The following is a 25,962-nucleotide window of genomic DNA, read 5'->3' as shown; positions in this document are numbered from 1 at the left end:
CGGCGTGGCCCGCGCGGGGTGATGCTCCTCAGCGCTGCAGCTTCACTTCGAGCTGCGCGGCCTTGGCTCCGGGGAAGGTGCCCTTCCAGGTGCGGTAGCCCTTGTGGCGTACCTGCACGGAGACGGGGCCCGCCGGATACAGGTTGTCGAGCGCGAGGGGCGTCGTCCCCACGGGCTTGTCGTCCACCAGCACCGTCGCACCCGAGGGCTCGCTCATGAGCATGAGCACGGGCGCGGCCATGGGCTGATTCACGCTGGCCATGAGTCGCCCCGTGAGTTGGGTGCGGTGGGGCCAGAGCCACACGCTGCCGCCCACCGCCGCCGCGACACCCAGGAGCGCGATGATGCGCCGGCCCCAGCGCCTCGGCGCACGCGAGGCGGGAATCTGGTCGAAGGTGCTCTCTGGCCGCGGAGCGCGTTCTTCCAGCTCCAGGGCCTCGGGGCCCGCGCGAAGCACGCTCGGTGCCGAGGGTCTGCGCGGTGCGCCTTCGATGCTGTCGGCGAGGGACTGCGTGCCGGAGGCCACCTCTCGAAGAGCAGGTTGCGGCGGGGGACGCCGCGCGGAGGCGGCAGGTGCTCCGACCACGGCGCTGCCTTGAGGCCCCGGAGGTGTCGCCCCGTAGAGCTTCGTCTTGGCGACCGGTGCAGGCGGCGCGGCGACGTTTCCGGGAGAAGGGCCGCGAGCGGGGGGCGGAGCGTGGCTCCCCTTCGAATGGCTGGGAGCGCCCTGAGACGCGGGCGCATGCGAGGCCTCGTCCCCGAAGGAGGGAAATGCATCCGCCGCGAGAAACCCGGAGCCATGCTCGTCCGGAGTCGAGAACGCGCCCGGGGCCGGTGGTGCGAGCTGTGCGGCACAGACGGCGCAGGGTGCGCGAGGCGCGGACAACGGCGAGCCACAGCGAACGCAGCGGTGGATGAGCCGTCCACTCGAGCTCAGCTCGATACCCGCCAGCTCCGAGGACTCGTCCGCCTCCGACGAGAAGGGAGGCGCTTCCGGAGCGAGCGACCTCGACGGGGCAGCTTCCGACGACGCGTCGCTGGCTGTCTCGCCCTGTTCCTTCAGCGTGGGGGGCAAGGGCAGCGTGGACAGGAAGGCGGTGAGGGCATGCGCGGTCGCGGGTTCACCCGACCGGGCGAGCCACCGCGCGAGCACCTCGGCCACGGCCTCCGGCGAGGCAAAGCGAGCCTCGGGCGCGCGGGCCATCATGCGCTGCACCGCGGCGGCGAGCGGCGCGGGCACGTCCGGTGGTAGCGGCGGCACCTCCCGCGAGACGATGGCCACCGCGACGGAGCCCGGTTGCGACGTGGCCGCGAAGGGATGCGCGCCAGTGAGCAACTCGTGGAAGACGATGCCCAGGGAGAACTGGTCGCTCAGCGCGGTGGCGGGCTCTCCCTGGAGGACCTCGGGGGCGCTGTAGGCTTCCTTGCCCTTGAAGAGCCCCGGTTCGGTGAAGGACGCACCGTTGAACCGCGCGATGCCGAAGTCCGTCACCTTCACCTCGCCCTCGCGGGACACGAGGATGTTGGACGGAGACACGTCCCGGTGCGCCACCAACAGTGGACGACCCTCGTGGAGCTTGCGGTAGGCGTGGTGCAGGCCCGCGAGCGCCTGGAGCGTGACGAAGGCCGCGAGGTGCGGAGGAAAGCGCTGTCGCTGCCGCGCGGCGAGGCGCAGCAACACGCCCAAATCCCACCCGTCCACCAGCTCCATCACCAGGAAGAGGCCCGAGGGGCTCTCGCCCACGTCGAACACGGTGGCGATGTTCTGGTGCTGCAACTGTGTGGCGAGTCGGGCCTCGGCCAGGAACATCCGCGCGATGTCGGGCTCCTGGGCCAGGTGCGGGAGGATGCGCTTGATGGCGACGGTGCGCTCGAAGCCCTCCGCGCCCCGGGCCACGCCGAGGAACAGCTCCGCCATGCCTCCGGAGGCCAGGGGCCTGACGAGCCGATAGCGTTCGTTCACGGCGGGCTCTCCGGGGCAGTCGCCCTCAGGCGGTGGGGGGCTGGGTGAGGTCGCGCAGCAGCTTCCAGGGGTAGATGCCGGTGGTGTGGCCATCGCTGAAGGCGAAGGTCAGCGCGTAGTTGCCCACGGGGTGGACCTGCTTGACGCGCAGGTCCGCGGGCACCTTGGTCTGGTCCAGCGTGCGCTGGTTCGTCCACTCGTCCACGCAGCCAGCGCAGGGGCACTGCTGACGCAGCGCCTGTGCGGAGACGCCCGATTTCGTGCCGTCGTCCCACGTCAGCTCCAGGTGGGAGCCGTCGGGTGACAGGCGGGCGTCCGTCGCGGTGGCGGAGGGAGTCGAGGGTTTGATGCGGTCCCAGAAGCTCAACGTTGCACCTTTCGAAATCTCAACAGCGGTGCGCCCTCCCTAGCATCCTTCCGGGTCGGGGGCGCGCGACTCACGAGGCGAGCTTGACGGGCAGCCGGTGGCCTTCCAGCCGCACGCCCTTCTTGGCCACCACCCGTTGCAGGGCCGCCACCACCTGCGGGTCCAGCTGCGCGCCGGTGAGGCTGTCGAGAATCTCCATCGCCTTCTCCAGCGGCATGGCCTTCTGGTACGGGCGGGTGGAGGTGCATGCATCGAAGGTGTCCGCGCAGGCGACGATGCGGGCCAGCAGGGGAATGTCGTCGCCCCGGAGCTTGTCGGGATAGCCCGTGCCGTCCCACCGCTCGTGGTGGTGGCGCACGCACGCGCGCACCGCGCCCAGGAAGCTCACCGGGCCGATGATGGCGTCGCCGATGGCCGGGTGCTCGCGCATGATGGCCATCTCCTGGTCCGTCAGCTTCGTCTGCTTGCAGAGGATGGACTCGACGATGCCAATCTTGCCGATGTCGTGGAGGATGCCGCCGTACTGGAGCTGTCGCAGCTCGCGCTCGGTGAGGTTCAGCTCCCGGCCAATCTCCACCGACAAGTCACCCACCCGCTGGCTGTGGCCGCGTGTGTACGCGTCCTTGGAGTCGATGGAGTTGGCCAGCGCGACGATGGTCTCGAGATAGCCCTTCTCCAGGCTCTCGTAGAGGCCGCGGTTCTCCATGTCGTACGCGAGCAGCTGCTTGCTCATGTAGTTGAACGTCTGGGCCAGCTCGCCCACCTCGTTCTTCTGCGGAATCTTCACCTCCACGCCGAACTTCCCGCGCGCCAGCTCCAGGGCGCCGTCGGTGAAGACCTTCAGGGGGCGGGTGAGGTTGCGCGAGAAGAGGGCCGCCATCACCAGGGCGACGAGGATGGCCGCGCCCAGCCCCAGGAGGATGCGGCGCTCCATCGTCTCCACCTGGCGATAGGCGTGCTCCACCGGCTGCTCGGAGACGATGGCCCAGCCCGTCTCGGGCAGCACGGTGTATGCCGCCACCACCGCGTCGCGGCCCTCGCCGAAGTTGCCCACGTGGAACAGCTCCGCGTCGGGCGTGCTGGCCAACTGCCGCAGCAGGTGCGCCACGGGGCTGCGCTGGGAGACATCTCCGCCCAGTGCCGCCACGCCGCCTCCGCCGACGACGAGGTGGCCGCGATGGTCCGACAGGTACGCGAAGCCCGTGCTGCCCACGCGCTCCTGCTCCAGCATCTGTCGCAGGCCCGCCAGGGACAGGTCCGCGGTGATGAATCCCTTGACCGGCTCGCCCACGGGGAACGCCAGCGTCACCACTGGTCCACCGCCGCCGGTCGCCACCGCGTCGGAGTAGCGAGGCCCCTCCATGCCGCCCTCGAGCAGCGCGCGACCGCGCTCCTCGTGCGAGGCGAGCGCGGTGGGCGGCACGTCGTGACGCGAGAAGGCCTGGAGCCCAGGGAGTCGCTTCCCATCCGGGCCGAAGACGGTGAGGGCCAGCACTTCGCGTCGCTGGGAGAGCACCGAGGCCAGGTGCGTCTGCTGCGCTTCCAGGGGCAAGCCGAAGAAGTCCGGAACGCGGGCCAGGCCCATGACGGCTTCGGTGGGCTCGCCCAGGAAGATTTCGGCCTTGAGGCGCAGTTGCTTCACGCGCTCCTGCGCCAGCTCCTGCGCGTCGCGCACCAGCAGCTCGCGGGTATGTGTGACGGACAGCCACCCCACCATCAGCGTGGGGACGATGCTCACCACGAGCATCAACAGGAGGATGGCTTTGAACAGGCGCACGGGGCGACTCCTCCAGGGACTACTGCCACTGGCCCTTCTGGACTTCGAGTTTGAGTCGCTCGGGGACGAGCTCGAACCGACGGACCACCGACGGCTCGGACCGGCCCGAGGCGCCCACCGCCCGCACCGTCCACCAGTAACGCCCTGCGGGCAGCACTGGCAGCTTCAGCTCCGGCGACGTGGCCGTCTGCGTGACGACGGCCGCGCCCTGCGTGTCTCGGGCGACTTCGACCTCATAACGCTCCACGCCCGTCACCGCCGCCCACGTCAGCTTCACCGGACCCAGGTGTCCCTTCGCGTCCGCGCGTCGCTTCAGCACCGCGCCCTGCTCGGGCTGCTCGGGCTGGGGAGGCGCGAGCGGCGTGGCAGGGACTACGGGAGGTCGTCCCTTCTCCACGAGCACGGTTTCACCTGGAGCGACGGGCCGCGTGACGCCCTCGGCCTCCACGCGGACCGGGGGGCCTCGGGTGACGCTGACAGTGGTGGTGCCCGCGTCCGGCTCCACGTGGACGCTGAAGGCGGAAGGGTGGGGCGCTCGCCCCCCGGACACCAGCGTCCCGGCCGCGTTGGCCGCCTCGGACGCCTGCGCATAACGCGCGGTGCGGAAGTAGACCTCGGCTTCACTCAGCCGTGCCTCCGCTTCTGGCAGGACTCCGGTGCCCTTCGCCTGTGCGACGAGGGTGCGCGCCGTCTCCAGGGTCTTGAGGGCCAGCCCCCGCTCCTGACCGGGGAGCTTCAGCCGCGTGCCCGGCGCGACGGCATCCGAGGACAGGCTGTTGAGGGCGCGCAGCTCCGCGGTGGCGTTCGCGTCTCCGAGCACGCGCTCGGCCACTTCCCGCAGGGACTCCTGGGGGCCCACCACGGTGGTGTCCGGGGGCGCGGCGCTCAGCCACGCGAGCAGGAGCAGTGCCGTCTTCATTGGAAGACAATCTCCCTTCCTGCCTGGATGGTGGCCGCGGGCGTGTTGACGGAGAGCGACTGCGTGGAGGGGCGCTCCAGTTCCGCGTCGATGCGGCCGCGCAGCACCGTCAGGTCCGTGCGCGGACGGCCCGGCCTCGGACGCGTCTCCGCGATTCCAATGAGCGAGTCACCGCCCAGGTGCACCATGCTCCCGTTGCCGCTGAAGACGAGGTCCGCGCCCGCGCCCGCCTCGGTGCGCACCTTGTCGTTCTCGAACAAGGGGACGCCGTCGCTGGCGGTGCTCCACTCGTCGGCGATGGAGCGTTTGATTTGGACGTTCCCTTTCAACCCTCGCAGGTGCGCGCGGGGTACGGGCGCCGGAGTCGTGGACGTCGTGGGCACGGCGGGCGCGTCCTCGGCGGTGCAGCCGAGCGGCGAAGCCGGGAGCGCGAGCGCGAGCAGCATGGGAAGCCAACGTCGACCATTCACGAGAAGGGGACCGTCCGGAAATCAGGTTCCCCCAGGCTAGTCCAATCGGCGGTGTCGCAGGCAGGGGAGGTCGCGACGGATGCGCGCTTGGAGTTCCAGGTCCACCGGCGCGACGGCCAGGCCCTCGCCCTCCGACGCCCTCGCCGTCACCAACCCCCAGGGGTCCACCACCATGGCGTGGCCATACGTCTGCCGTTGCGCCGAATGCCTGCCGCCCTGGGCGGGCGCCAACACGTACGCCTGGTTTTCGATGGCACGCGCCCGCAGCAGCACCTCCCAGTGGTCCTTGCCCGTCATCATCGTGAAGGCCGCCGGCACCGCCAGCAGCGTCGCCCCGTCCTTGGACAGCCGGCGGTACAGCTCAGGGAATCTCAAATCGTAGCAAACCGAGAGCCCGAGCCGCCCCACCTCCGTGTCCGCCGCGACGACCTCCGTCCCCGGCGCCACCGCCGCGGACTCCTGATAGGTCGCACCATCCCCCACCTCGACGTCGAACAGGTGCATCTTCCGGTAGACGGCCCGTCGCTCGCCATCCGGGCCGAAGAGGACGCTGGTGTTGTAGAGCCGCCCGCCAGGGGCGCCGGTCTCCAGGACGCTGCCCGCCAGGAGCGTCACCTTCCGCTCGCGCGCCAGCTCCGCCATCCGGGCGAGGGTGGGGCCATCCAGGCCCTCCGCCGCGCCCTGCCTTTCTGGCTCGGGTCCCATCCAGGAGAAGTTCTCTGGCAGTCCCACCAGGCGGGCGCCCAGGTCGTAGGCGCGCCGGACGAGCCGGGTGGCGACTTCCACGTTGTGGGCCTTGTCCGCGGTGGACACCATCTGGGCGGCGGCGATGAGGTGCATGGGCGCGTTATAACGCCCGCCCGGCACGCGGAACCCCTGGGAATTCCTTGCCCTGTTGGCCAGGTTTCACGGGACCCGAGAGGGAGCGTCCTTCCTTTACACCCCGCTGGGGCGTGTGTTACGGACGCGCCCGACATTTTTCGATGTGCACCTCGAAAAGTGGGCCGCCGTGCCCGCTTTTCGCGTTTTTGGAGCCTGGTTTCCCAGTTATGTCGGAGAAGAACCTCAAGCAGACGGTGGAGGAACGGGCCCTTTCGGTGCTCGAGCCCCTCGTTGCGGGCGAGGGCCTGGAGCTCGTGGACCTGGAGTTCATCCGGGAACGCGAGGGCTGGGTGTTGCGGCTCTTCATCGACAAGCCAGGGGGCCGGGTGGGACTGGACGAGTGCAGTCAGGTGTCCCGCGCGGTGGACCCGGTGCTGGACGTGGAGGACTTCATTCCCCACGAGTACAGCCTGGAGGTCTCCAGCCCCGGGGTGGACCGGCCGTTGAGGAAGCCGACCCACTTCGCGCAAGTTCAGGGGCAGAAGGTGAAAGTGAAGACGTTCGGGCCGGTGGGCGAGCCGCCGCGAAAGAGCTTCACTGGCACGCTGACCGGGGTGGCGGGCGACAGTATCTCGGTGGAGGTGGAAGGTGCCGGAACCTTCCACATCCTCTTCAAGGACATCGCCAAGGCGAACCTGGAGTTCGAGTTCTAGACGTCGACATACAGGGCACCCTGCCGCGCGGGGGGCCCGTGGACCCATTCAGGAGAAGACAATGCCTACGCAACAAGCCAACCCGACCGTCAACCTCAACCTTGTCCTGGACCAGGTCGCCAAGGACAAGGGCATCGACCGGGCTGTGCTGATTGCCACCCTCGAGGATGCGATGAAGACCGCGGCCAAGAAGCACTTTGGCCAGGACCGCAACCTCGAGGCCAAGTACGACGCGGACAAGGGCGTGGTGGAGCTGTTCCAGGCCATCACCGTGGTCGAGGAGATCACCGACCCGGTTCAAGCGGTCAATCAGATCAACCTGACCGAGTCGCACAAGAAGGGCATGGAAGTGGAGCCCGGCGACGAGCTCGTCTTCCAGATCTTCTACCGGGACGAGGACGCCAACGAGGCCAAGGCCCAGGACGACCAGTACGGCGACATCCTCCGGCTGAAGACCTTCCGCCGCGGCTTCGGCCGCATCGCCGCGCAGACGGCCAAGCAGGTCATCCTGCAGCGCACGCGGGACGCGGAGCGCGAGAACGTCTTCAACGAGTACAAGGACCGCAAGAACGAGATCGTCACCGGCATCGCCCGCCGGTTCGAGCGCGGCAACATCATCGTGGACCTGGGCCGCGCCGAGGCCGTGCTGCCGGTGCGCGAGCAGGTCCCGCGTGAGACGTACCGCCCCGGCGACCGCGTCCAGGCCTACGTGCTGGACGTGCTGCGCGAGTCCAAGGGCCCGCAGATCGTCCTCAGCCGCGCCTCCGTGAACCTGCTCACCAAGCTGTTCGAGATGGAGGTGCCCGAAATCGCCGAGGGCATCGTCGTCATCGAGGCGGCCGCGCGTGAGCCGGGTGGCCGCGCGAAGATCGCCGTCTCCAGCCGCGACTCGGACGTGGACCCGGTGGGCGCGTGCGTGGGCATGAAGGGCAGCCGCGTGCAGGCGGTGGTGCAGGAGCTGCGCGGGGAGAAGATCGACATCGTCCCGTACGATGAAGACCCGGCGCGCTTCGTGTGCTCGGCGCTGGCGCCCGCGGAGGTCAGCCGCGTCATCATCGACGAGGCCAACCACGCCATGGAGCTCATCGTCCCGGACGACCAGCTCAGCCTGGCCATTGGCCGGCGCGGACAGAACGTGCGCCTGGCCGCCCAGCTGACGGGCTGGAAGCTGGACATCAACAGCGAGAGCCGCGTGCGCGAGATGCGCGAGTTCGCCAGCCGCTCGCTGGGCGCGCTGCCGGGCGTCAACGAGATGCTGGTGGAGACGCTCTACGCCCACGGCTTCCGGCAGGCCCGGGACGTGGCGGAGGCCAACGCGGAGATGCTGGCGCAGATCCCCGGCGTGGACCCCGCCCGTGTCCCCTCCATGCAGGAGGAGGCCCGCAGGCGCATGGTGGAAGACCAGGCGGAGCTGTCCCGCATGGATTATGAAAGGGAGCAGGCCCGGCTGGCCGAGGCGCGCCGCCACCCCGACGAGCTGTCCCAGACCGAGCGCATGGCTCGCGTGCGCGGCGTTGGCGAGAAGACCATCGAACAGCTCGTGGCGTCCGGCTACCGCACGGTGGAGGACATCGCCAACGAGAAGGACCTGGCGAAGCTGGGCGACGTTCCGGGTGTGGGCATCAAGAAGGCCCGCCAGCTCAAGAGCGCGGCGGAAAACTACCTCGTGGAGGAGGCCAAGCTGCGCACGGAGCTGAACGCCGAGCGCGGTATTACGACGGCGACCCTGGACGGTGGCGCGGAAGCCACCAAGTCGCCGTAAGCTAGGAAGAGTGAAGAGGAGAGGGGATGTGGGGCGCCCAGCAGGTCGCTTGGTACCAGCGGAGCAGAGCGCGCGGTCAGGCCCGGTCCGGATGTGCGTCGGATGCGGGTCCAAGCGACCGCAGGCGGAGCTCACCCGGTTCGTGATAGGGCCTGGGGGCGCTGTCGTGGTGGACAGGGAGCGGCGGCTGCCCGGACGGGGCGCCTACCTGTGCGGTGTCGGTTGTATGACGGCAGCGCTGAAGCGGAAGGCGTTTGGTCGGGCCTTTCGCGGGAAGGCGGGGTTGGTAGACCCGTCGCAGCTCGGGTAGGCATAGGAGCCTGCGCCATGAGGGCGGAGGGGTGTTGGGGGGGAGTGGGTGTTAAGGACCACTCGCACACATTTTCGGGTTTGAGCTAGGGTGCTGCGCCCCGGAGTCGCCGGGTGCGGCAGGCCAACAAGGGCAATATGTCGAAGAAGCGCGTCCACGAAATCGCCAAGGAGCTCAAGGGCCACGGCATTGAGCTCGACAACAAGGAGGTCGTAAACGAGCTGTCCGCGCTCGGTTACGACGTCAAGAGCCATTCGTCCTCCCTCGATGACGACCAGGCGACCGCCGCCGTCCAGAAGATCCTGGACAAGCGCAAGCCGAAGCAGGCAGCGCCTCCCGTGACGGCGAAGGGGTTCGTGGTGCGCCGCAAGGTGGGCCCGCCCGCGGGCTCCGCCGAAGCGGGCATGGAGTCGCACTCCGCGGACTCCCATGACCACTACGATTCCGGACCCGTTGAGTCCGCTCATCCCCCCGTCGAGGCCTACCAGCCTCCCGAGGAGGCGCCTCGCGCCGTGGAGCCCCCGCCCGTCGCTGTCGAGACGGCTCCGGCTCCCTCCGTGGAGGAGTCTCCCGCCGTCACCGCCGCGCCCGCGGCTCCGACGGCTCCCCCGGTGACCGAGCAGCAGCCCGCTCAGGCCGCCACGCCTCCAGCCGCAACGGAGGCTCCCAAGGCCCCGGTCGAGGCGCCTCGCGCCCCCGCCGTTCCCCCAGCTGCCGCCGCGCAGCCTCGTTCCCCTTCTCAGGAGAGTACCCACTTGCCCCAACCCCCTCCGCGCTCGCCGGTTCCGCCGACTGTCCGGACGTCTTCTCCCCCGTCTTCGTCCGCGACCGTCGTGTCTCGGGGCCCCGCGCCGGGCTACGGGCAGCGGAGCGGTCCCTCGGGCGGTGGTCGTCCGGGTGGCCCGGGTGGTCCTGGTGGACGTCCCGGTGGTCCGGGCGGTCCGGGTGGACGTCCCGGTGGTCCGGGCGGTCCGGGTGGACGTCCCGGTGGTCCGGGCGGTCCGGGTGGGCGTCCCGGTGGTCCGGGCGGTCGTCCGAGCTATCCGTCGTACCAGAGCCAGAGCACGCGTCCCGGCCAGGGGCCGGTGCGTCCCAGCTCCGCTCCTGGAGCGCAGGCCTCCGCGGGCGGCACCGCCGCGCCGCAGGGTCCCACCATCATGGTGGGCGGTGTGCCGCACGCCCAGGTGTCTCCGACGGGCGGTCAGGCGCGTCCCACGGCCACTCAGGCCGTCGTCATCTCGCGCCCGCTCATCCAGGTGCGTCGGGTCACCCCCACGGCCGGCCAGGCGAAGCAGTACCCCATGGCGCCGGGCCGCGCGGGCATCCCCGAGCGCCGTGAGTACAAGGTGGTTCCGGACCATCTGGGCCGGGGCCGCGAGCTGGTGGACGTCTCCAAGAACAAGGAGCGTGGCCAGCGCAAGCGCACCAGTGGCGATACGACCAGCGTGTCCAAGCAGGAACTGACGGACATGGTCTGGGGCCGCGTCACCATCCCCATCCGTGGCAAGAAGAAGAAGCCCACGAAGAAGGGCGCCAAGACGCAGATCACCCAGATGGCCGAGGAGAAGAAGGTCATCAAGCTGCAGGAGGGCATTTCGGTGTCCGACCTGGGCCAGCGCATGGGTATCCGCAGCGCGGAGCTCATCAAGAAGCTGATGGCGCAGGGGAAGATGGCCACGGCCAACCAGCTGGTGGACGCCGACACGGCGGAGACCATCGCCAGCGACTACGGTTGGAAGATCGAGCGCGTGGGCTTCGAGGTGGAAGACTACCTGCCCGAGGTGGAGGCCCGTCCCGAGGACGAGCGTCCGCGTCCGCCGGTCGTCACCATCATGGGCCACGTCGACCACGGAAAGACGAGCTTGCTGGACGCCATCCGCAGCGCCAACGTGGCGTCGGGCGAGGCGGGCGGCATCACCCAGCACATCGGCGCGTACAGCATCACCACCGCGCGGGGTGACGTCACCTTCCTGGATACGCCGGGTCACGAGGCCTTCACGTCCATGCGCGCCCGCGGCGCCAACGTGACGGACATCGTGGTGCTGGTGGTGGCCGCCGACGACGGCGTGATGCCGCAGACGGTGGAGGCCATCAAGCACGCGAAGGCGGCGGAAGTCCCCATCGTCGTCGCCATCAACAAGATGGACGTGCCCGGCGCCAACCCGGACCGCGTGAAGAAGGACCTGGCCGCACACGAGCTCGTCCCGGAAGAGTGGGGCGGCGACACCATCATGGTTCCCGTCTCGGCCAAGACGAAGCAGAACCTGGACCTGCTGCTGGAGAACCTGGCGCTGCAGGCCGAGGTCCTCGAGCTCACGTCCAACCCGAACCGCCCGTCGGTCGGCGCCATCATCGAGGCCAAGCTGGACCGCGGCCGTGGCCCGGTCGCCACGGTGCTGGTGCAGGAAGGCACGCTCAAGCTGGGCGACGCCGTCGTCACCGGCTCGCACTACGGCCGAGTCCGCGCGATGAACAACAGCCGCGGCGAGATGGTGAAGGAAGTCAAGCCGGGCTACTGCGCGGAGGTCATCGGCCTGTCCGGTGTTCCCACCGCGGGCGACGCCATCAACGTGGTGGCGGACGAGAAGGCGGCCAAGCAGATCGCCGAGCACCGCAACATGAAGGAGCGGCAGACCGAGCTCGGCAAGGTCAGCCGTGAGTCCCTGGAGCAGTTGTTCGCCAAGACGAAGGCGGGCGGCGGTCCCAAGGAGCTGCGCGTCGTCATCAAGGCGGACGTGCAGGGCTCGGCCGAGGCCGTCAAGCAGGCCGTCCAGAAGCTCTCCACCCACAAGGTCAAGGTGGAGGTCGTCCACTCCGGAGTGGGCGCCATCACCGAGGGCGACGTGATGCGGGCGGCCGCCTCCAAGGGCGTGGTGCTCGGCTTCAACGTCCACCCGGAGTCGGGTGCGGAGGCCGCGGCCAAGGCTCAGGAAGTCAACCTGCAGAGCTACACCATCATCTACGAGCTCATCGACGGGGTGCGCTTGGAGATGGAGGGCCTGCTGGAGCCCATCCGCACGGAGAAGAAGCTGGGCCGCGCGGAGGTCCGCAACACCTTCAACGTTCCTCGCCTGGGCACCATCGCCGGCGCGGCGGTGTTGGATGGTGTGATGAAGCGAGGCGCCATCGTTCGCCTCATCCGCGAGAACAAGCAGCTGTTCGCCGGGAAGATGGCGTCGCTGCGGCGCTTCAAGGACGACGTCAAGGAGGTCGCTCAGGGCTTCGAGTGCGGTATCGGCATCGAGAACTTCAACGACCTCAAGGCCGGCGACATCATCGAGGCCTACGAGATCGAAGAGACCCGGCAGAGCCTCACCTAGTCTTCCGCCGCGTGTCCTCTCGCCCCCGGGAAGGCCCCACCTTCCCGGGGAGGTTTCGCCCTGGGGGCCTCGCGCAGTCGCCAGGTCCCCCGGGGTCGGGGGATTGGCATGTTCGTAGGTGTCGCACGTCTGACCCTCCAGATTCCGGACAGCGGCTCGCTGAAGTCCAAGCGACAGGTGTTGCGCCGGGTGACGGACCGGGTGAAGGCCCGCTTCAACGTGGCCGTGGCCGAGGTGGACGACCAGGACCTCTGGCAGAAGGCCTCGCTTGCCCTCTCGGTGGTGGGCAATGACCGCCGCCACGTGGACGAGCAGTTGGAGAAGGTCATCCACTTCATCGAGGAGATGTACGTGGCCCCGCTGATGGCGCGGGAGACGGAAATCCTCGCCTTTGGAGATCAGCTCTTCGCCGCGGGCAACACCGCGGATTCCAGGGCCCCGCGGTCCGCTCTGGACGACGAAGACGAAGCACCGCTGTCGCCGGAAGCGGCGGCGGCCCAGTCGGAGGCGGCGATCGCTCGCTTCCTGCGGGGCGAGCGGGCCTCCCTGGCGGAGGCCGAGGGGTTGGGTGAGTGGGAGCGCCGTCATGACGGCGACAACGACGGCGACCCCGGTACGGGTCGCCCGTCACCGTCGGGCGGTGGACGGATGACGCTGGACGAGGCGCGGGTTCGAGCCCGCTCCCTGCGCAACCCGCGAGACTGGGAGAAGAAATGACGACGCATTCCCGACCCGAGCGAGTGGGGCAGGAAATCCAGGTGGCCATCGGCGACCTGCTGACCCGGGGCGAGCTGAGAGATCCGCGCATCGGCTACATCACGATTACCGGGGTGAAGGTCTCCCCGGACCTGCGTGTGGCCCGTGTCTTCTATTCGATGATTGGCACGGCCGAGGAGCGCTCGGACACGCAGAAGGGGCTGGAGGCGGCCAAGGGCTTCGTGCGCCGCCACGTCACGTCGGCCGTCAACCTGCGCGTGTCGCCGGAGATCTTCTTCTCGTTCGACGAGTCCGTGGGCGAGGGGGACAAGATCGACCGTCTGCTTCGCGAGGTCCGGAGCAAGGAAGGCTGGTAGTTCCAGCCCCGGGCCCACAATATTGGCGCGACATGGACGGCGTCCTCGTCATCGATAAGCCCTCTGGCCCCACGTCCTTCGACGTGGTGCGACAGGTGCGCTCGCTGTTGAAGATCAAGAAGGTGGGCCACACGGGGACGTTGGACCCCATGGCCACCGGAGTGTTGCCCCTGTGTCTGGGAGAGGCCACCAAGGTGGCTGGCTTCATCACCGAGGGCGACAAGGCCTACGACGCCACGGTGCGCCTGGGGGCGGAGACGGACACCCAGGACGCGCAGGGGCAGGTGACGGCGCGCGCGCCGGTGCCCGTGTTGACGCCCGCACTCCTGGAGGCCGCGCTGTCGCGCTTCCGGGGGAGTTTCGACCAGATCCCGCCCATGTATTCGGCGGTGAAGGTGGCCGGCAAGCGCCTGTACGAGCTGGCCCGCGCGGGTGAGGAAGTGGAGCGCGCCGCCCGCCACGTGACGGTGTACGAACTGGTGCTGCGGGACTTCTCCGCGGACCGGCTCCATCTGTCCGTGCGCTGCTCCAAGGGCTTCTTCGTGCGCACCCTGGCCTTCGACCTGGGACGGGTGCTCGGCTGCGGGGCACATCTGGATGCGCTGCGGCGCACGGCCAGCGGGCCGTTCCCCCTGGCTCGCTCGCTGCCACTGGCGGACGTGCCTGCCCTGCTGAAGGACGGGACGCTGGCCTCACGGCTGGTGCCCATCGCCGAGGCCCTGGTCGACCTGCCCGAGGTGCGGGTAGGGGCCGACGACGCCAAGCGCGTGTCGCACGGCGTGCCGGTGGAGGTTTCTCCCTCCTCGCTGCGCCCAGGGAGGCTGCGCGTGACGGGCCCCGACGGCGCGCTGCTGGCGGTGGCGGAGGGCGTGGGCGGACGGCTGCGGTACCTGCGAGTGCTCGTCTAGGCCCGGCTGCCCCCTGGCTGTGCGTCTTCACACGCTCCACCCCCTGTGAGGCGCACGGGCAGGCGTCCAAGGTTGACCCTGGGTAGGGTGAAGCTTATAAGCCCCCCGCTCGTTAGAAGTGGAGCATGAGACCCGGTCTGTACCCCTCCGCGGACCTGGGCGACTCAAGTGGAATCACTCCGGAGCGGGGTACGAAAGACGAGAATCACATGTCGCTGCATCAGGAGCGCAAGTCGGAGCTGGTGACGAAGTTCAGGACCCACGAGACGGACACCGGGTCCCCTGAAGTGCAGGTGGCGCTGCTGTCCGAGCGCATCAACCAGCTCACCGAGCACTTCAAGACGCACAAGAAGGACCACCACTCCCGCCGCGGTCTGCTGAAGCTGGTCGGTCAGCGTCGCCGGCTTCTGGACTACCTGAAGTCGAAGGACGTCACCCGCTACAAGAAGCTCATCGAGAGCCTCGGCATCCGCAAGTAGGCATCTCGGCAGGACCCGGGGCGCTGGTTCAACCAGCGCCCCGCGCGTTTCAGACGTTGAAGTGGCAGCAGAGAAGCAGTTGAGAAGCGGTGGGTGGTGGCGGGCGAGGGAGTGGTGCCGACGGAGGTTTTGGTTTCCGTTCGGACCGGCTGACACGGTTGTCGGCCGGTGCGATCAGGGATCAAAAGTTCCGAGACATCCCTCCGGCGCTCCGCAAGCGCCCTTCCGCAGTACAGGCTGGCGGTTGCCTGTCATGTGCCTGTTTCGGGCCTTGGCGACCGCTCATACACCCCGAGGGCCCTCCCGGGGTGCCAGGTCCCTTGCGGGCCAGGTGCGTGCGGTGGGGTCCTCGCCCGAAGAATACCGAGGCAAGGACATGCTGAAGAAGAGCGTCAAGATTGGCGAGAGCGAGCTGAGCATCGAAGTGGGTCGTCTGGCCAAGCAGGCGGATGGCTCCGTGGTGGTGCGCTATGGCGACACCATGCTGCTCGTGACGGCGGTGAGCGCGCGGGAGAAGAAGGACATCGACTTCCTGCCGCTGACGGTGGAGTACCAGGAGAAGCTGTACTCAGCGGGTCGCATCCCCGGCAGCTACTTCAAGCGCGAGGGCCGGCTGACGGAGAAGGAGACGCTGGCCTCCCGCGTGGTGGACCGCTCCCTGCGTCCGCTGTTCCCGGAAGGCTACGCGTACGAGACGCAGGTCATCGCCAGCGTCATCTCCGCGGACCCGGAGAACGAGGGCGACGTGCACGGCATCACCGGCGCCTCCGCGGCGCTGTGGGTGTCGGACATCCCGTTCGATGGTCCCCTCGCCGGCATCCGCGTGGGCCGCGTGGGCGGTCAGCTGGTGGCCAACCCCACCGCGAAGCAGCGTGAGCAGAGCGACCTGGACCTGGTCATGGCGGTCAGCCGCAAGGCCATCGTCATGGTGGAAGGCGGCGCGGAAGAGGTGACCGAGGCGGACATGGTCGCCGCGCTGGACTTCGGCTTCAAGACGGCCCAGCCCGCGCTGGACCTGCAGGACGAGCTGCGCCGCGAGCTGAACAAGACGGTTCGCTCGTTCGACAAGCCGGCCACCGTGGACGAGGGCCTGCGCTCCAAGGTTCGCGAGCTGGCGATGGACGGCATCAAGGCCGGCTACGCCATCAAGGAGAAGGGCGCCCGCTACGAGTCTCTCTCCAAGACGAAGAAGGAGACCATCGCGAAGCTCAAGGAGCAGCTCGCCGAGGCCTACTCCCCGCTGGTGGAGAAGCACGCCAAGCAGGTGGTGGAAGACCTCAAGTACGAGCACATGCGCGAGATGACGGTCAACGGTGGCCGCATCGGCGACCGCGGTCACGACGTGGTCCGCACGATTACGAACGAAGTGGGCGTGCTGCCGCGCACCCACGGCAGCGCGGTCTTCACCCGTGGCGAGACGCAGGCGCTCGTGGTGGCCACGCTGGGCACCAGCGATGACGAGCAGCGGCTGGAGATGCTGGGTGGCATGTCCTTCAAGCGCTTCATGCTGCACTACAACTTCCCCCCGTTCAGCGTGAATGAGACGAAGCCGCTGCGCGGCCCGGGCCGTCGTGAAATCGGCCACGGCGCGCTGGCGGAGCGCGCGCTGCGCAACATGGTGCCCAAGAGCGAGTCCTTCCCGTACACGGTTCGCCTCGTGTCGGACATCCTCGAGTCCAACGGCTCCTCGTCCATGGCCTCCGTGTGCGGTGGCACGCTGGCGCTGATGGACGCGGGTGTCCCCATCACCTCGCCGGTGGCCGGCATCGCCATGGGTCTGGTGAAGGAGGGCGACAAGATCGCCATCCTGTCGGACATCCTCGGTGACGAGGACCACCTGGGCGACATGGACTTCAAGGTGTGCGGCACCAGCAAGGGCATCACGTCCATCCAGATGGACATCAAGATCACCGGCCTCACCACGGAGATCATGAGCCGCGCGCTGGAGCAGGCGCGTCAGGGCCGCATCCACATCCTGGGCGAGATGCTCAAGACGCTGGCGCAGCCCCGCAAGGAAATCAGCCAGTACGCGCCCCGCATCACCACCATCCAGATTCGTCCCGAGTTCATCAAGAACGTCATCGGGCCGGGCGGCAAGGTCATCAAGGACATCATCGCTCGCACGGGCGCGGCGATTAACATCGAGGACTCCGGCCGGGTGGACATCGCCAGCGCGAACGGCGAGGCCGTGAAGGCCGCCATCGCGATGATTCAGGCGCTGACCCGCGAGGCGGAAATCGGGAAGATCTACACGGGCACCGTGCGGAAGATCGCCGAGTTCGGCGCCTTCGTGGAGCTGTTCCCGGGCACCGACGGCCTCATCCACATCTCCGAGCTGTCCGACAAGCGCGTCAAGAGCGTCTCCGACGTGCTGAGGGAGGGCGACGAGGTGCTGGTGAAGGTCGTCAGCATCGACAAGACGGGCAAGATTCGCCTGTCGCGCAAGGAGGCGATGGCGGAGCGCGCGGCGACCCAGCAGCAGGGTGCCGCTGACGCTGTCGCCGCGCAGCCGGCCCCCGAGGCCACCCAGCCCGACGCGAAGGCCTGATTGACGCCTCGCTCCCGGGTCTCCTCACGAGGTCCGGAGTAGCTCCAACGCCCCCTTCCGCCTCCGCGCGGCAGGGGGCGTTTTCGTTTTGGCGGGCGCTGGCTTAGACCTGGAGCTGGGGGCCGTGCGTTGGAGGTGCGAGCCCCGCCTTCTGGAGGCCCCGTTGCCGCCCCGCCCGCCGCCCGCCGGACCCTCGACTTCCACTGGCTTCGTCACCGACGTCTCGCGCCTGCTGGGCGCCTTCCGGTGGGCCTTCATGCCCCTGGGGTTGCTGGCCCTGGTGGCGGTGGGCGTGCACGCGGCGGCGGACACGCTGGATGACCGGCTGGTGGCGGTGGTGGACCGCGTGGACGCGGCCTTCGACGGACTGGTGGGCCGCTACGACGTGACGGCCCCCATGGTGGAGTGGGTGTCGCTGGAGCTGCGCACGCGCATCGCTCGCATCCTGGCCCTGACGTGGGAGCTGGCCGCGGACCTGGTGCTGGCGCTGCCCGCCCTGGGCTACCGCGAGGCGACGGCGGCCGCCGTGAAGCCCGCGGAGTCGTGGCGCGCGGCGCTGGAGGGGCAGGAAGCAAAGCCTTCGTGGCGCGCGCTGTGGCAGCGCTGTCTGCGCCAGCCCACGCCCATGCGCTGGCTGCGCCCCCTGGCCACCGCGGCGGTGGTGGTGGCGGGCGCGTGCACGGTGGCGAAGCTGATGCAAGGCACGGTGTACCTGTCCTGGCGCGAGCTGATGGGGGACCAGGTCGCTGACTGGGGCGCGAGGGGCCTGGCGGTGGGGGCGCTGGTGGGCGTGTTGGCCACGCTCGGGTGGCGCGCGGTGCTGCGCAACCTCCAACACGCGGACGCGGCCTGCGCACAGGAGCGCGGCCGACGGGCCTTCACCCGAGGCCTCCTGGGTTGCGCGGTGGTGGTGCCGCTGGCACTGGCCGCCGTGCTGGACGCCACTCCACTCGTTTCCTTCCTGCGCTGAGGACCGCCATGTTCCCGAGCCGCGCCAGGGGGCTGCTGGACTTCTGCATGGCGGTGCTGTGCGTGTGGACGGCGTACCACCACACGCCCGCGGGCGCGCTGGTGCGCAAGGCCTCCGCCTGGGCCTTCTCCTCGAAGAGCACCGCGCGGCCCCTGCTGGCGTACTACGACGGCATGACGGGCACCTCGCTGGCCGCGCCCATGCTGGCGCCCGAGGTGTCCCTGGTGCGTCCGCTGACGGATGCGGAGTCGCTGGCCTGGGGCACGCACCTGGCAGTGAAGGGCCTGGACGCGCGAGCGCGGGAGCCCTTCGCCGCGCTGGCCCAGGAACTGGGGATTCCCATGGACCGGCTGTTGGACCCGGTGGAAGGGCCCGTCGCCGCGCGCAGGCTTCACGCGGCGCTCGAGGCGGACTTCCCCCGCGAGGAGGCGCGCCTCACGGCCCTCTTCGTCGGCCGCATCCCCGCGCGTTATGCCCAGGAGCGCGTGGTGGCGGAAGGTGGCGCGCCGACGCTGGAGTCACTGAACCGGCAGCTTCCTCCGGGTTTCGAGACGGCCTCGGTGGGCGCGGCGCAGGCGCTGGCGTTGTCCACCGCCTTCGGGCTCGCGTGGCCCGTGTCGGAGAGCGCCCGGGTGACGAGCCCCTTCGGCGAGCGGCACCACCCCGTGCTGGGAATGCGGCGGATGCACACGGGCGTGGACCTCAGCGTGCCCACCGGGACGGCGGTGTCGGCCGTGGCGGAGGGCGTGGTGCGGCGCGCGAGCGAGGACGCGGTGAATGGCCGCGTCCTGGTCCTGGACCATGGCCGTGGCGTGACGACGGCGTACTGCCACAACTCGGAGCTGCTGGTCCGGGTGGGCGAGCGGGTGGAGCGCGGACAGCTCATCGCCCGCTCCGGCAACACCGGGCGCTCCACGGGGCCCCACCTCCACTACCAGCTGGAACTCGCCTCCCGGCCCATGGACCCCCTCAAGTTCCGCGCCTCCGTCCGCGCCGTGTCCGGCGATTCCTCGCGCTGAGGATTCCAGCCAGGGCTCGAAGTCCGGGAGCGTGCCGAGTCTGGGGGCTTGCTGGGCTGTCGTCGCTTTCGCGGACTACCCGTGACGTTGGAGCGGGAACTGGAGACGGTGCAGGGGTGTGGTACATCGGCGCCATGGCCTCGTCCCTCACCGTGCAGGTGCGCCGCGTGCGTGCCCATCCGGAGCCCTTGCCGCTTCCCCGCTACGAGACGGAGCTCGCCGCCGGGCTGGATTTGAGAGCGGACATCGAGGGGGAGCGGGTGCTCGCGCCGCTGGCGCGGATGGCGGTTCCCACGGGCCTCGCGCTGGGGCTCCCCCCGGGCTACGAGGGGCAGGTACGACCTCGCTCCGGCCTGGCGCTGCGCCACGGAATCACGCTGCTCAACTCACCCGGGACGGTGGATGCGGACTACCGGGGGGAGGTGCAGGTCATCCTGGTGAATCTCTCCAACGAGCCCTTCACCCTGCGTCGGGGCGACCGGGTGGCCCAGCTGGTGGTGGCGCCGGTGTCGTCCGCTACGCTGGAAGAAGTGGAGGTCCTCGACGCGACGTCGCGGGGGGGGAACGGCTTCGGTTCCACCGGCCGGTAGCGCGAGAGCCGACGGCATCGTTCCTTGATGACAGGGGAGCGTGCAGAATATGAGGCCGGACCGCACCCCCGCTCGCGGTCCTCCTTCGACCGGCCCCTGGAGTCCGACTGCTTTGCTCTGCTACCGCTGCGGCAGCCACGTCCCCGAGACGACCGACACCTGTCCCACCTGCGGGATGAAGTACGACGCGGCCGCGCGACAATCGGCCGGTGTCGTCCGCAAGCGCGGCCTGGAGGGCGCTCCCTACAAGCCAGGGGACGTCGTCGCCGGCCGCTACGCCATCCAGGAGGTGGTGGGCTCCGGCCCCATGGGCTTCGTCTTCCGCGCACAGGACGAGGAGATCGACGTCGAGGTCGCGCTGAAGACGGTCCACCCGCGACTCGTCCAGCAGCCCGAGGAGCGCACCCAGTTCTCGTTCTCCATGCGGGTGGGCAAGAAGCTCAACCACCCGAACCTGCTGCGCGTCTACGAAGAAGGGCTCGACGGTGAGCGGCCCTTCTTCACCATGCAGTTGCTGGAGGGGATGACGCTGCGGCGGATGATGGAGCAGCGTGCCTCGCGCGGGCAGCTCTTCTCGCTGAAGGACGTGGAGCCGCTGCTGGCGCAGATGGCGGCGGCGCTGGACGCGGCCCATCGCTTCGGCCCCCACTCCGACCTCAAGCCGGAGAACGTCATCGTCCTTCCGGACCTGCTGAAGGTGACGGACTACGGGCTCGGCCTCGCCGTGCCGCAGCTTCCCTTCGTCCAGGCGCAGAAGGGGCATCGCGCGGATATCTACGTCGCTCCCGAGTACGTGGCGGGCGGTGAGCTGGACACGCGCATGGACGTGTACTCGCTGGGCGTGGTGATGGGGGAGATGGTCGCGGGCCTCGTGCCCGTCGAGGGCGTGGTGCCCGGGTTGACCTCGCTGCACCCGGACCTGCCCACGTCCTTCGAGGCGCTCTACCGGCGCGCGCTCAACATCAACCCGCTGGCGCGTCCGAAGACGGCGGGTGAGCTGCACGCGGAGTTCGCCAGCATCCTCGCGCGCGCCCCCGCGGCGGTCGCCACGCACGTGCGCGGCGTGCCGCCTCCCGCGGGCTCGGCGCAGGCCGCCGCGGTGCGGATGTCCGCGCGTCCGCCGCCTCCGGTGCCCACGGACATGATGCCGGTGCCCACGGGCATCGTGACCTCGGCGCCGAAGCCTTCCGCGCCCGTCGAGGAGGAGCCGCCTCCGCCCGATGCCACGCAGCCGCTCGACGCGGCGACGCTGGCCGCCATCATCGGCGCGAACCCCGGCGCATCCCAGCACCTCACGGAGCAGGCGCTGCCGTTCATCACCGCGTCCGCCGCGCGGGCCGCCATGGATTCCCCTCAAGGTGGGCGCTCGGCTTCCGAAGCGTCGGCGAAGGGACGGGCTGCCTCGGAATCGTCGCAGGGGGGGCGTTCCTCCAGGGGAGCCTCCGAGCCCGCTCACGGTGGGCGCCTGCCCCCCGAGCCCGCTCGTGCGGGTGGGCCCGCGCCGCGTGCCTCCGGACCGATGCCGGCTGCTCAGCCGCGCGCGGCGCCTCGGGCCCAGGAGTCGGGCGCGGGGCAGGAGCCGGCCCCTGCTGTTTCCGGTGCCCGCTCGGCGCGCGCGTTGGAGTCCTCGCCTTCGGCCTCCGGGCCTCGGCCCATGTCGCGGACATTGGATGCGGCGCCCGCGGTGCCGGTGCCGGCCATCCGCACGGCGCGCACACTGGAGTCGCCCGCGGTGTCGGGGGCACGCACGGGGCCTCGCTCGCTCGACTCCCATCCTTCCATGTCGGGCGCTCGCACGTTGGACTCGCCCATGACCTCGGCGGCGCGCTCGGCGCCTCGCATCGCGCCCACCCACCGGGCCACACGTCCGTCGAAGTCCTCGGCCTCCCGCCGTCGCTCGGCGTTCATCTGGATGGTGGTGTTGACCGTGGGCGGGCTCGCGCTGGGGGCCGGTGGCGGTTACCTGTTGCTGCGCTACCTGCGCTCGGCCCAGCGGACAGCGCCGGTGGTGCCCATGGGAGGGCCGTCCGCCCGCCAGGCGGCACCGGAAGCCAACGCTCCTCCCCTCGTCGCGCTGGCGGGAGGGTGTCCCGATGGCATGCGGTTGGTGAGTGGTGGGTTCTTCCGCCGGGGAAAGGCGCGGGACGACGACCAGGGGCAGGTGGAGGAGCCTTTCGAGGAAAGCATCCAGGTGGGCTCCTTCTGCATGGACGAGTTCGAGTACTCGAACTCGAACAAGCGGGGAGGGAGTCCTCGGGTGGAGGTGACCTGGGAACAGGCGCGCGGGCTGTGTGAGGCCGCGGAGAAGCGGCTCTGCACGGAAGAGGAGTGGGAGAAGGCATGCAAGGGACCGGGCAACGCGCGCTACGCATACGGCGACGATTACGTTCAAGGCGCGTGCAATACGAAGGTCTCGCTCCAGGAAACGCCTCCCACGGTCGCCCCCTCCGGGACGTTCACGCAATGCGTGTCACGGGGTTATGGCGTGGCGGACCTCTCCGGGAACGTGGCGGAGTGGACGAGCACCCGCGTCCCCAACCGGGGTGTCGTGCAGAAGGGCGGCTCGTTCAACGACTCGCAACTCGCCTCGAGGTGCAGCGCGCGCGCCTTCATCGCTCCAGAGAAGACCGCCCTCTCGGTCGGCTTCCGGTGCTGCGCGAGCGTGAAGCCATGAGCTGGCGGACCCTCGCGCTCCTGCTCCTGCTGGTGCCGGTGGTAGCGGGGGCTCAAGGGGCCGCCCGTCCCCGCGTGGTGGCGGTGAAGTCCGCCAACCTGGCGCCCTATGCCTCCGTCATCGCTGGCTTCGCCGCGGAGGCGCGCGCGGAGGTGCAGGAGATGACGCTGGACGAGAGTCCCGGCGCCGCCGCGCGCATCTTCAAGAAGCTGGCGGCCCAGAAGCCCGCGTTGGTGCTGGCCCTGGGGCCGCTGGCCGCCAACGCCGCGCGCCGCTCCCTGGGCGAGGACATCCCCGTCCTCTTCGCCATGGTGCCGTACTTCGAGAAGTACGGACTGGAAGGCCCCAACGTCACCGGCATCTCGCTCACCAGTGACCTGGGGCCGGAGCTGGAAGCACTGCTCGCGGTGGCGCCCAAGGCCCGGCGCGTGGGCATGGTGCATGACCCCCGCTTCTCCGCCAGCACCGTGACGCAGGCGCAGACGTCCGCCGCGTCCCGGAGCCTGTCCATCCTCCCGCTGGAGGTGGACTCACCGGGGAAGGTGGAGAAGGTGCTGGAGGGCGCCGCGGGCCGCGTGGACGCGCTGCTGATGGTGGCGGACAAGACGGTGGGCAACGCCGCCGTCGTGCAGCAGCTCATCGCCTTCGCGCAGGCGAAGCGGCTGCCGCTCGTGGCGCTCACGCCCAGCCAGGTGAAGGAGGGCGCGTCCCTCGCGCTGTCCCCCAGCCCCATGGCCATTGGCCTGCAAGCGGGGCGGCTGGCCAATCGCATCATCCACGAGAAGATTGACCCGGGGGCGCTGGCGGTGGCGCAGCCAGAGGGGTTGGACCTGTCCATCAATCTCACCACCGCCCGGAAGTTGGGTCCGTCCTCCGAGTCCGTGCTGGAGTTGCTCCGGTTCGCGGCGCGGAAGGACTTTGCCGTGAAGGTCTACGAGTGATTCCGCGATACAGCCGACAGGAGATGTCCAACCTCTGGAACGACGTGGCCCGCTTGCGCCGGTGGCGCGATGTGGAGCTCGCCGCGCTGGAGGGCATGGTGGAGGCGGGGCTGGCCCCGCGTGAGGCGCTGGAGGACTGTCTCCAGAAAGCCGGAGACTTCACGCCCGCGGATGCCGCGCGCATCGACGAAATCGAGCGCACCACCAAGCACGACGTCATCGCGTTCCTCACCTTCATGGAGGAGCGGGTGGGCCCCAGCGCCCGCTGGCTGCACCTGGGAATGACGTCCTCGGACGTGCTGGACACGTCCCTGGCGATGACGCTGCGCGACGCCGTGGACCTCATCCTCCAGGACATGGAGCGGGTGATGGCGGCGGTGGAGAAGCGCGCCTTCGAGCACAAGCACACGCTCCAGATGGGCCGCAGCCATGGCATCCACGCGGAGCCGGTGACGTTCGGCCACAAGCTGGCCATCTGGTACGACGAGCTTCGACGCGCCCGCACGCGCCTGCTGCACGCGCGGGAGACCATCGCCACGGGCAAGATTTCCGGCGCGGTGGGCACGTTCGCGCACCTGCCTCCGGCCGTGGAGGAGCACGTCTGCAAGAAGCTGGGCCTCAAGGCCGCGCCTGCCTCCAGCCAGGTGGTGCAGCGTGACAGGCACGCCGAGTACTTCACGGCGCTGGCGCTGTTGGGCTCCAGCATCGAGAAGTTCGCCGTGGAGATTCGCCACCTGCAGCGCACCGAGGTGCGCGAGGCGGAGGAGCCCTTCACCGCTGGACAGAAGGGCTCCAGCGCGATGCCACACAAGCGCAACCCCATCCTGTCGGAGAACCTCACGGGACTGGCGCGCCTGTTGCGCGGCTACGCGGTGAGCGCCATGGAGGACGTGGCGCTCTGGCACGAGCGGGACATCTCCCACTCCTCCGTGGAGCGTGTCATCGGCCCGGACGCCACCATCCTCGCGGACTTCATGCTGGTGCGCTTCGCCCGGCTGATGGAGGACCTGCGCGTCTACCCGGAGCAGATGAAGAAGAACCTGGAGCTGCTCGGCGGCGTGGTGAACTCGCAGCGGCTCCTGCTGGAGCTGGCGCGCAAGGGCATGGACCGGCAGGCCGCCTACGTCATCGTCCAGCGCAACGCGATGAAGCTCTACGAGGAGGGCGTGGACTTCCGGCAGGCGCTGCTCGCGGACGAGGACCTGCGCAAGATGATGACGCCCGAGGAGATCAACGACTGCTTCTCCCCGGGTTACCACACGCGGCACATGGACGACGTCTTCCGCCGCGTCTTCGGCCGGAGCGAGTAGCTCACGGCCGTCCCACAGGCTCGCTGGGAGGGCTACTTCAGGTAGCCCTTCTGGCGCAGGTTCCGTTCGATTCGCGCGTGCACGTCGCCCGGTTCGAGCGCGAGCGTCGTCCCCGTAATCTGCTCGAAGGCCGCCACGTACTTGGTGGCCAGCTCCACTCGGACGTCATCGGGGATGGGCGGAGGCGTGCCCTGACCGGAGAAGTTCCGCTCGCGGATGAGCCACTGGCGGATGTTCTCCTTGTCCAGCATGCGCTGGTCCTCGCCCTTGGCGAAGCGGGCCTCGTACTCGTCCGCCACCCAGTAGCGGCTGGAGTCCGGGGTGTGCATCTCGTCGATGACGTAGAGGTCGTCGCCCACCTTGCCGAACTCGTACTTGGTATCGACGAGGATGAGGCCGCGCGTGCGCGCCCACTTCTGCCCTTCCGCGAACAGTCCGCGCGCCGCCTCGGTGATGCGTGCCCAGTCGCGAGCGCTGGCCAGGCCTCGCGCGAGGATTTCCTTCTCCGAGATGGGCTCGTCGTGCAGCCCGTACTCCGCCTTGGTGGACGGGGTGATGATGGGCTCGGGGAAGGCCGCGTCCTTGCGCATGCCGGTGGGGAAGGGCAGGCCGTAGGCGGTGTGCGTGCCCTTCTCGTAGTCGCGCCACAGGCTGCCGGTGAGGTAGCCGCGGATGACGACTTCCACCGTGAAGGGCTGGCAGGCGCGCGCCACGGTGACGTTGGCGTCCGGCACGTCGAGCACGTGGTTGGGGCAGATGTGCTTCGTGCGCTCGAACCAGAAGGCCGCGAGCCGGTTGAGCACCTCGCCCTTGAAGGGGATGGTGGTCAGCACGTGGTCGAACGCGGAGAGCCGGTCCGTCGTCACCAGGACGAGCGTGTCGCCGCTCCGGTACGTGTCGCGGACCTTGCCGCGGTAGTGCTGGCCGAGCGCCGGCAGATTCGTCTGCTGGAGCGTGTGGGGGAGCTGAGCGTGAAGAGCGGAGGTATTCACTGGCGCCTCGCGGCCCGCCCCTCTGGAAAGTGGGG

General features: G+C 69.6%; 22 protein-coding genes and 1 pseudogene. 16 read left to right on the top strand and 7 right to left on the bottom strand.

What is annotated here, in order from left to right; all coding sequences use genetic code 11:
• Positions 1-28 precede the first annotated feature (28 nt).
• From HUA78_RS36235 to HUA78_RS36210, 6 genes are all read right to left on the bottom strand, one after another.
• On the bottom strand, positions 29-1,963 hold the full coding sequence (locus HUA78_RS36235) for a serine/threonine-protein kinase (protein WP_174478280.1): 1,935 nt from the start codon (positions 1,961-1,963) through the stop codon (positions 29-31).
• Between the two features lie 25 nt (positions 1,964-1,988).
• On the bottom strand, positions 1,989-2,330 hold the full coding sequence (locus HUA78_RS36230; protein WP_174464353.1) for a DUF971 domain-containing protein: 342 nt from the start codon (positions 2,328-2,330) through the stop codon (positions 1,989-1,991).
• Positions 2,331-2,400: 70 nt separating this feature from the next.
• Positions 2,401-4,107 (bottom strand): HD domain-containing phosphohydrolase, encoded by a 1,707-nt coding sequence (locus HUA78_RS36225; RefSeq protein ID WP_174478279.1) that lies wholly within the window; start codon positions 4,105-4,107, stop codon positions 2,401-2,403.
• Between the two features lie 19 nt (positions 4,108-4,126).
• Positions 4,127-5,026: a peptidoglycan-binding protein LysM gene (locus HUA78_RS36220; RefSeq protein ID WP_174478278.1), complete on the bottom strand. Its 900-nt coding sequence runs from the start codon at positions 5,024-5,026 to the stop codon at positions 4,127-4,129.
• The gene (locus HUA78_RS36215; RefSeq protein ID WP_141647293.1) at positions 5,023-5,472 is read right to left on the bottom strand and encodes a FecR family protein; all 450 of its coding nucleotides are present in this window, start codon (positions 5,470-5,472) and stop codon (positions 5,023-5,025) included. The genes HUA78_RS36220 and HUA78_RS36215 overlap by 4 nt, the downstream gene beginning before the upstream one ends.
• A gap of 60 nt (positions 5,473-5,532) precedes the next feature.
• Positions 5,533-6,336 carry a carbon-nitrogen hydrolase family protein gene (locus tag HUA78_RS36210; RefSeq protein ID WP_174458116.1) on the bottom strand — a complete coding sequence of 268 codons (804 nt, stop codon included), beginning with the start codon at positions 6,334-6,336 and terminating at the stop codon, positions 5,533-5,535.
• 209 nt (positions 6,337-6,545) lie between these two features.
• On the opposite strand from HUA78_RS36210, the gene rimP reads away from it, so the two are divergent.
• The 16 genes and pseudogenes from rimP (at position 6,546) to purB (ending at position 24,935) form a co-directional block, all read left to right on the top strand.
• The gene (rimP, locus tag HUA78_RS36205) at positions 6,546-7,031 is read left to right on the top strand and encodes a ribosome maturation factor RimP (protein ID WP_141647291.1); all 486 of its coding nucleotides are present in this window, start codon (positions 6,546-6,548) and stop codon (positions 7,029-7,031) included.
• A 61-nt stretch (positions 7,032-7,092) separates the two neighbouring features.
• Complete coding sequence (nusA, locus tag HUA78_RS36200) at positions 7,093-8,793, top strand: transcription termination factor NusA (RefSeq protein WP_141647290.1); 1,701 nt, start codon at positions 7,093-7,095, stop codon at positions 8,791-8,793.
• A 91-nt stretch (positions 8,794-8,884) separates the two neighbouring features.
• Positions 8,885-9,103, top strand: coding sequence for a YlxR family RNase P modulator (locus HUA78_RS36195; protein WP_246137650.1), 219 nt, complete (start codon positions 8,885-8,887; stop codon positions 9,101-9,103).
• A gap of 137 nt (positions 9,104-9,240) precedes the next feature.
• Positions 9,241-9,492, top strand: a pseudogene (locus tag HUA78_RS47835) (translation initiation factor IF-2 N-terminal domain-containing protein); the annotation flags it as partial.
• Positions 9,493-9,507: 15 nt separating this feature from the next.
• A complete protein-coding gene (infB, locus tag HUA78_RS36190; protein WP_371745746.1) occupies positions 9,508-12,423 on the top strand; it encodes a translation initiation factor IF-2 in 2,916 nt (971 codons plus the stop codon).
• 108 nt (positions 12,424-12,531) lie between these two features.
• Positions 12,532-13,140, top strand: a complete 609-nt coding sequence (locus HUA78_RS36185; RefSeq protein ID WP_174458114.1) for a DUF503 domain-containing protein — start codon at positions 12,532-12,534, stop codon at positions 13,138-13,140.
• Positions 13,137-13,496, top strand: coding sequence for a 30S ribosome-binding factor RbfA (gene rbfA, locus HUA78_RS36180; RefSeq protein WP_141644243.1), 360 nt, complete (start codon positions 13,137-13,139; stop codon positions 13,494-13,496). Before HUA78_RS36185 ends, rbfA begins: the two co-directional genes overlap by 4 nt.
• Positions 13,497-13,528: 32 nt before the next feature.
• Positions 13,529-14,404: a tRNA pseudouridine(55) synthase TruB gene (truB, locus tag HUA78_RS36175; protein ID WP_174478277.1), complete on the top strand. Its 876-nt coding sequence runs from the start codon at positions 13,529-13,531 to the stop codon at positions 14,402-14,404.
• Positions 14,405-14,613: 209 nt separating this feature from the next.
• On the top strand, positions 14,614-14,883 hold the full coding sequence (gene rpsO, locus HUA78_RS36170) for a 30S ribosomal protein S15 (RefSeq protein ID WP_141644273.1): 270 nt from the start codon (positions 14,614-14,616) through the stop codon (positions 14,881-14,883).
• A gap of 376 nt (positions 14,884-15,259) precedes the next feature.
• Entirely contained in the window at positions 15,260-17,431 is a 2,172-nt protein-coding gene (pnp, locus tag HUA78_RS36165) for a polyribonucleotide nucleotidyltransferase (protein ID WP_174478276.1), read from the top strand.
• A 163-nt stretch (positions 17,432-17,594) separates the two neighbouring features.
• Positions 17,595-18,401: a hypothetical protein gene (locus tag HUA78_RS36160; RefSeq protein ID WP_141644246.1), complete on the top strand. Its 807-nt coding sequence runs from the start codon at positions 17,595-17,597 to the stop codon at positions 18,399-18,401.
• An 8-nt stretch (positions 18,402-18,409) separates the two neighbouring features.
• On the top strand, positions 18,410-19,420 hold the full coding sequence (locus HUA78_RS36155) for a M23 family metallopeptidase (RefSeq protein ID WP_174467455.1): 1,011 nt from the start codon (positions 18,410-18,412) through the stop codon (positions 19,418-19,420).
• 134 nt (positions 19,421-19,554) lie between these two features.
• On the top strand, positions 19,555-20,010 hold the full coding sequence (gene dut, locus HUA78_RS36150) for a dUTP diphosphatase (RefSeq protein WP_174464349.1): 456 nt from the start codon (positions 19,555-19,557) through the stop codon (positions 20,008-20,010).
• 112 nt (positions 20,011-20,122) lie between these two features.
• A complete protein-coding gene (locus HUA78_RS36145) occupies positions 20,123-22,684 on the top strand; it encodes an SUMF1/EgtB/PvdO family nonheme iron enzyme (RefSeq protein WP_174478275.1) in 2,562 nt (853 codons plus the stop codon).
• On the top strand, positions 22,681-23,625 hold the full coding sequence (locus HUA78_RS36140; RefSeq protein ID WP_174458109.1) for an ABC transporter substrate-binding protein: 945 nt from the start codon (positions 22,681-22,683) through the stop codon (positions 23,623-23,625). Before HUA78_RS36145 ends, HUA78_RS36140 begins: the two co-directional genes overlap by 4 nt.
• Positions 23,622-24,935: an adenylosuccinate lyase gene (gene purB / locus HUA78_RS36135; RefSeq protein WP_141644250.1), complete on the top strand. Its 1,314-nt coding sequence runs from the start codon at positions 23,622-23,624 to the stop codon at positions 24,933-24,935. The genes HUA78_RS36140 and purB overlap by 4 nt, the downstream gene beginning before the upstream one ends.
• A 32-nt stretch (positions 24,936-24,967) precedes the next feature.
• Here purB and HUA78_RS36130 read toward each other — a convergent pair whose 3' ends face one another.
• Positions 24,968-25,927 carry a phosphoribosylaminoimidazolesuccinocarboxamide synthase gene (locus tag HUA78_RS36130; protein ID WP_174464346.1) on the bottom strand — a complete coding sequence of 320 codons (960 nt, stop codon included), beginning with the start codon at positions 25,925-25,927 and terminating at the stop codon, positions 24,968-24,970.
• Between the last annotated feature and the right edge of the window lie 35 nt (positions 25,928-25,962).

The organism is Myxococcus sp. CA033, from assembly GCF_013336625.1.
GTDB lineage: Bacteria > Myxococcota > Myxococcia > Myxococcales > Myxococcaceae > Myxococcus > Myxococcus llanfairpwllgwyngyllgogerychwyrndrobwllllantysiliogogogochensis.
The sequence above is the reverse complement of the archived record's forward strand: the minus strand, read 5'-3'. Positions and strand labels throughout refer to the sequence as shown.

Excerpts from the sequence above, each read along its gene's own strand:
- nusA (WP_141647290.1), top strand. The coding sequence starts at position 7,093 with ATGCCTACGCAACAAGCCAACCCGACCGTCAACCTCAACCTTGTCCTG.
- HUA78_RS36185 (WP_174458114.1), top strand. The coding sequence starts at position 12,532 with ATGTTCGTAGGTGTCGCACGTCTGACCCTCCAGATTCCGGACAGCGGC.
- dut (WP_174464349.1), top strand. The coding sequence starts at position 19,555 with ATGGCCTCGTCCCTCACCGTGCAGGTGCGCCGCGTGCGTGCCCATCCG.
- infB (WP_371745746.1), top strand. The coding sequence starts at position 9,508 with ATGGAGTCGCACTCCGCGGACTCCCATGACCACTACGATTCCGGACCC.
- HUA78_RS36215 (WP_141647293.1), bottom strand. The coding sequence starts at position 5,472 with ATGCTGCTCGCGCTCGCGCTCCCGGCTTCGCCGCTCGGCTGCACCGCC.
- HUA78_RS36155 (WP_174467455.1), top strand. The coding sequence starts at position 18,410 with ATGTTCCCGAGCCGCGCCAGGGGGCTGCTGGACTTCTGCATGGCGGTG.
- rimP (WP_141647291.1), top strand. The coding sequence starts at position 6,546 with ATGTCGGAGAAGAACCTCAAGCAGACGGTGGAGGAACGGGCCCTTTCG.
- HUA78_RS36220 (WP_174478278.1), bottom strand. The coding sequence starts at position 5,026 with ATGAAGACGGCACTGCTCCTGCTCGCGTGGCTGAGCGCCGCGCCCCCG.
- HUA78_RS36210 (WP_174458116.1), bottom strand. The coding sequence starts at position 6,336 with ATGCACCTCATCGCCGCCGCCCAGATGGTGTCCACCGCGGACAAGGCC.
- HUA78_RS36140 (WP_174458109.1), top strand. The coding sequence starts at position 22,681 with ATGAGCTGGCGGACCCTCGCGCTCCTGCTCCTGCTGGTGCCGGTGGTA.
- truB (WP_174478277.1), top strand. The coding sequence starts at position 13,529 with ATGGACGGCGTCCTCGTCATCGATAAGCCCTCTGGCCCCACGTCCTTC.
- rpsO (WP_141644273.1), top strand. The coding sequence starts at position 14,614 with ATGTCGCTGCATCAGGAGCGCAAGTCGGAGCTGGTGACGAAGTTCAGG.
- rbfA (WP_141644243.1), top strand. The coding sequence starts at position 13,137 with ATGACGACGCATTCCCGACCCGAGCGAGTGGGGCAGGAAATCCAGGTG.
- HUA78_RS36195 (WP_246137650.1), top strand. The coding sequence starts at position 8,885 with ATGTGCGTCGGATGCGGGTCCAAGCGACCGCAGGCGGAGCTCACCCGG.
- pnp (WP_174478276.1), top strand. The coding sequence starts at position 15,260 with ATGCTGAAGAAGAGCGTCAAGATTGGCGAGAGCGAGCTGAGCATCGAA.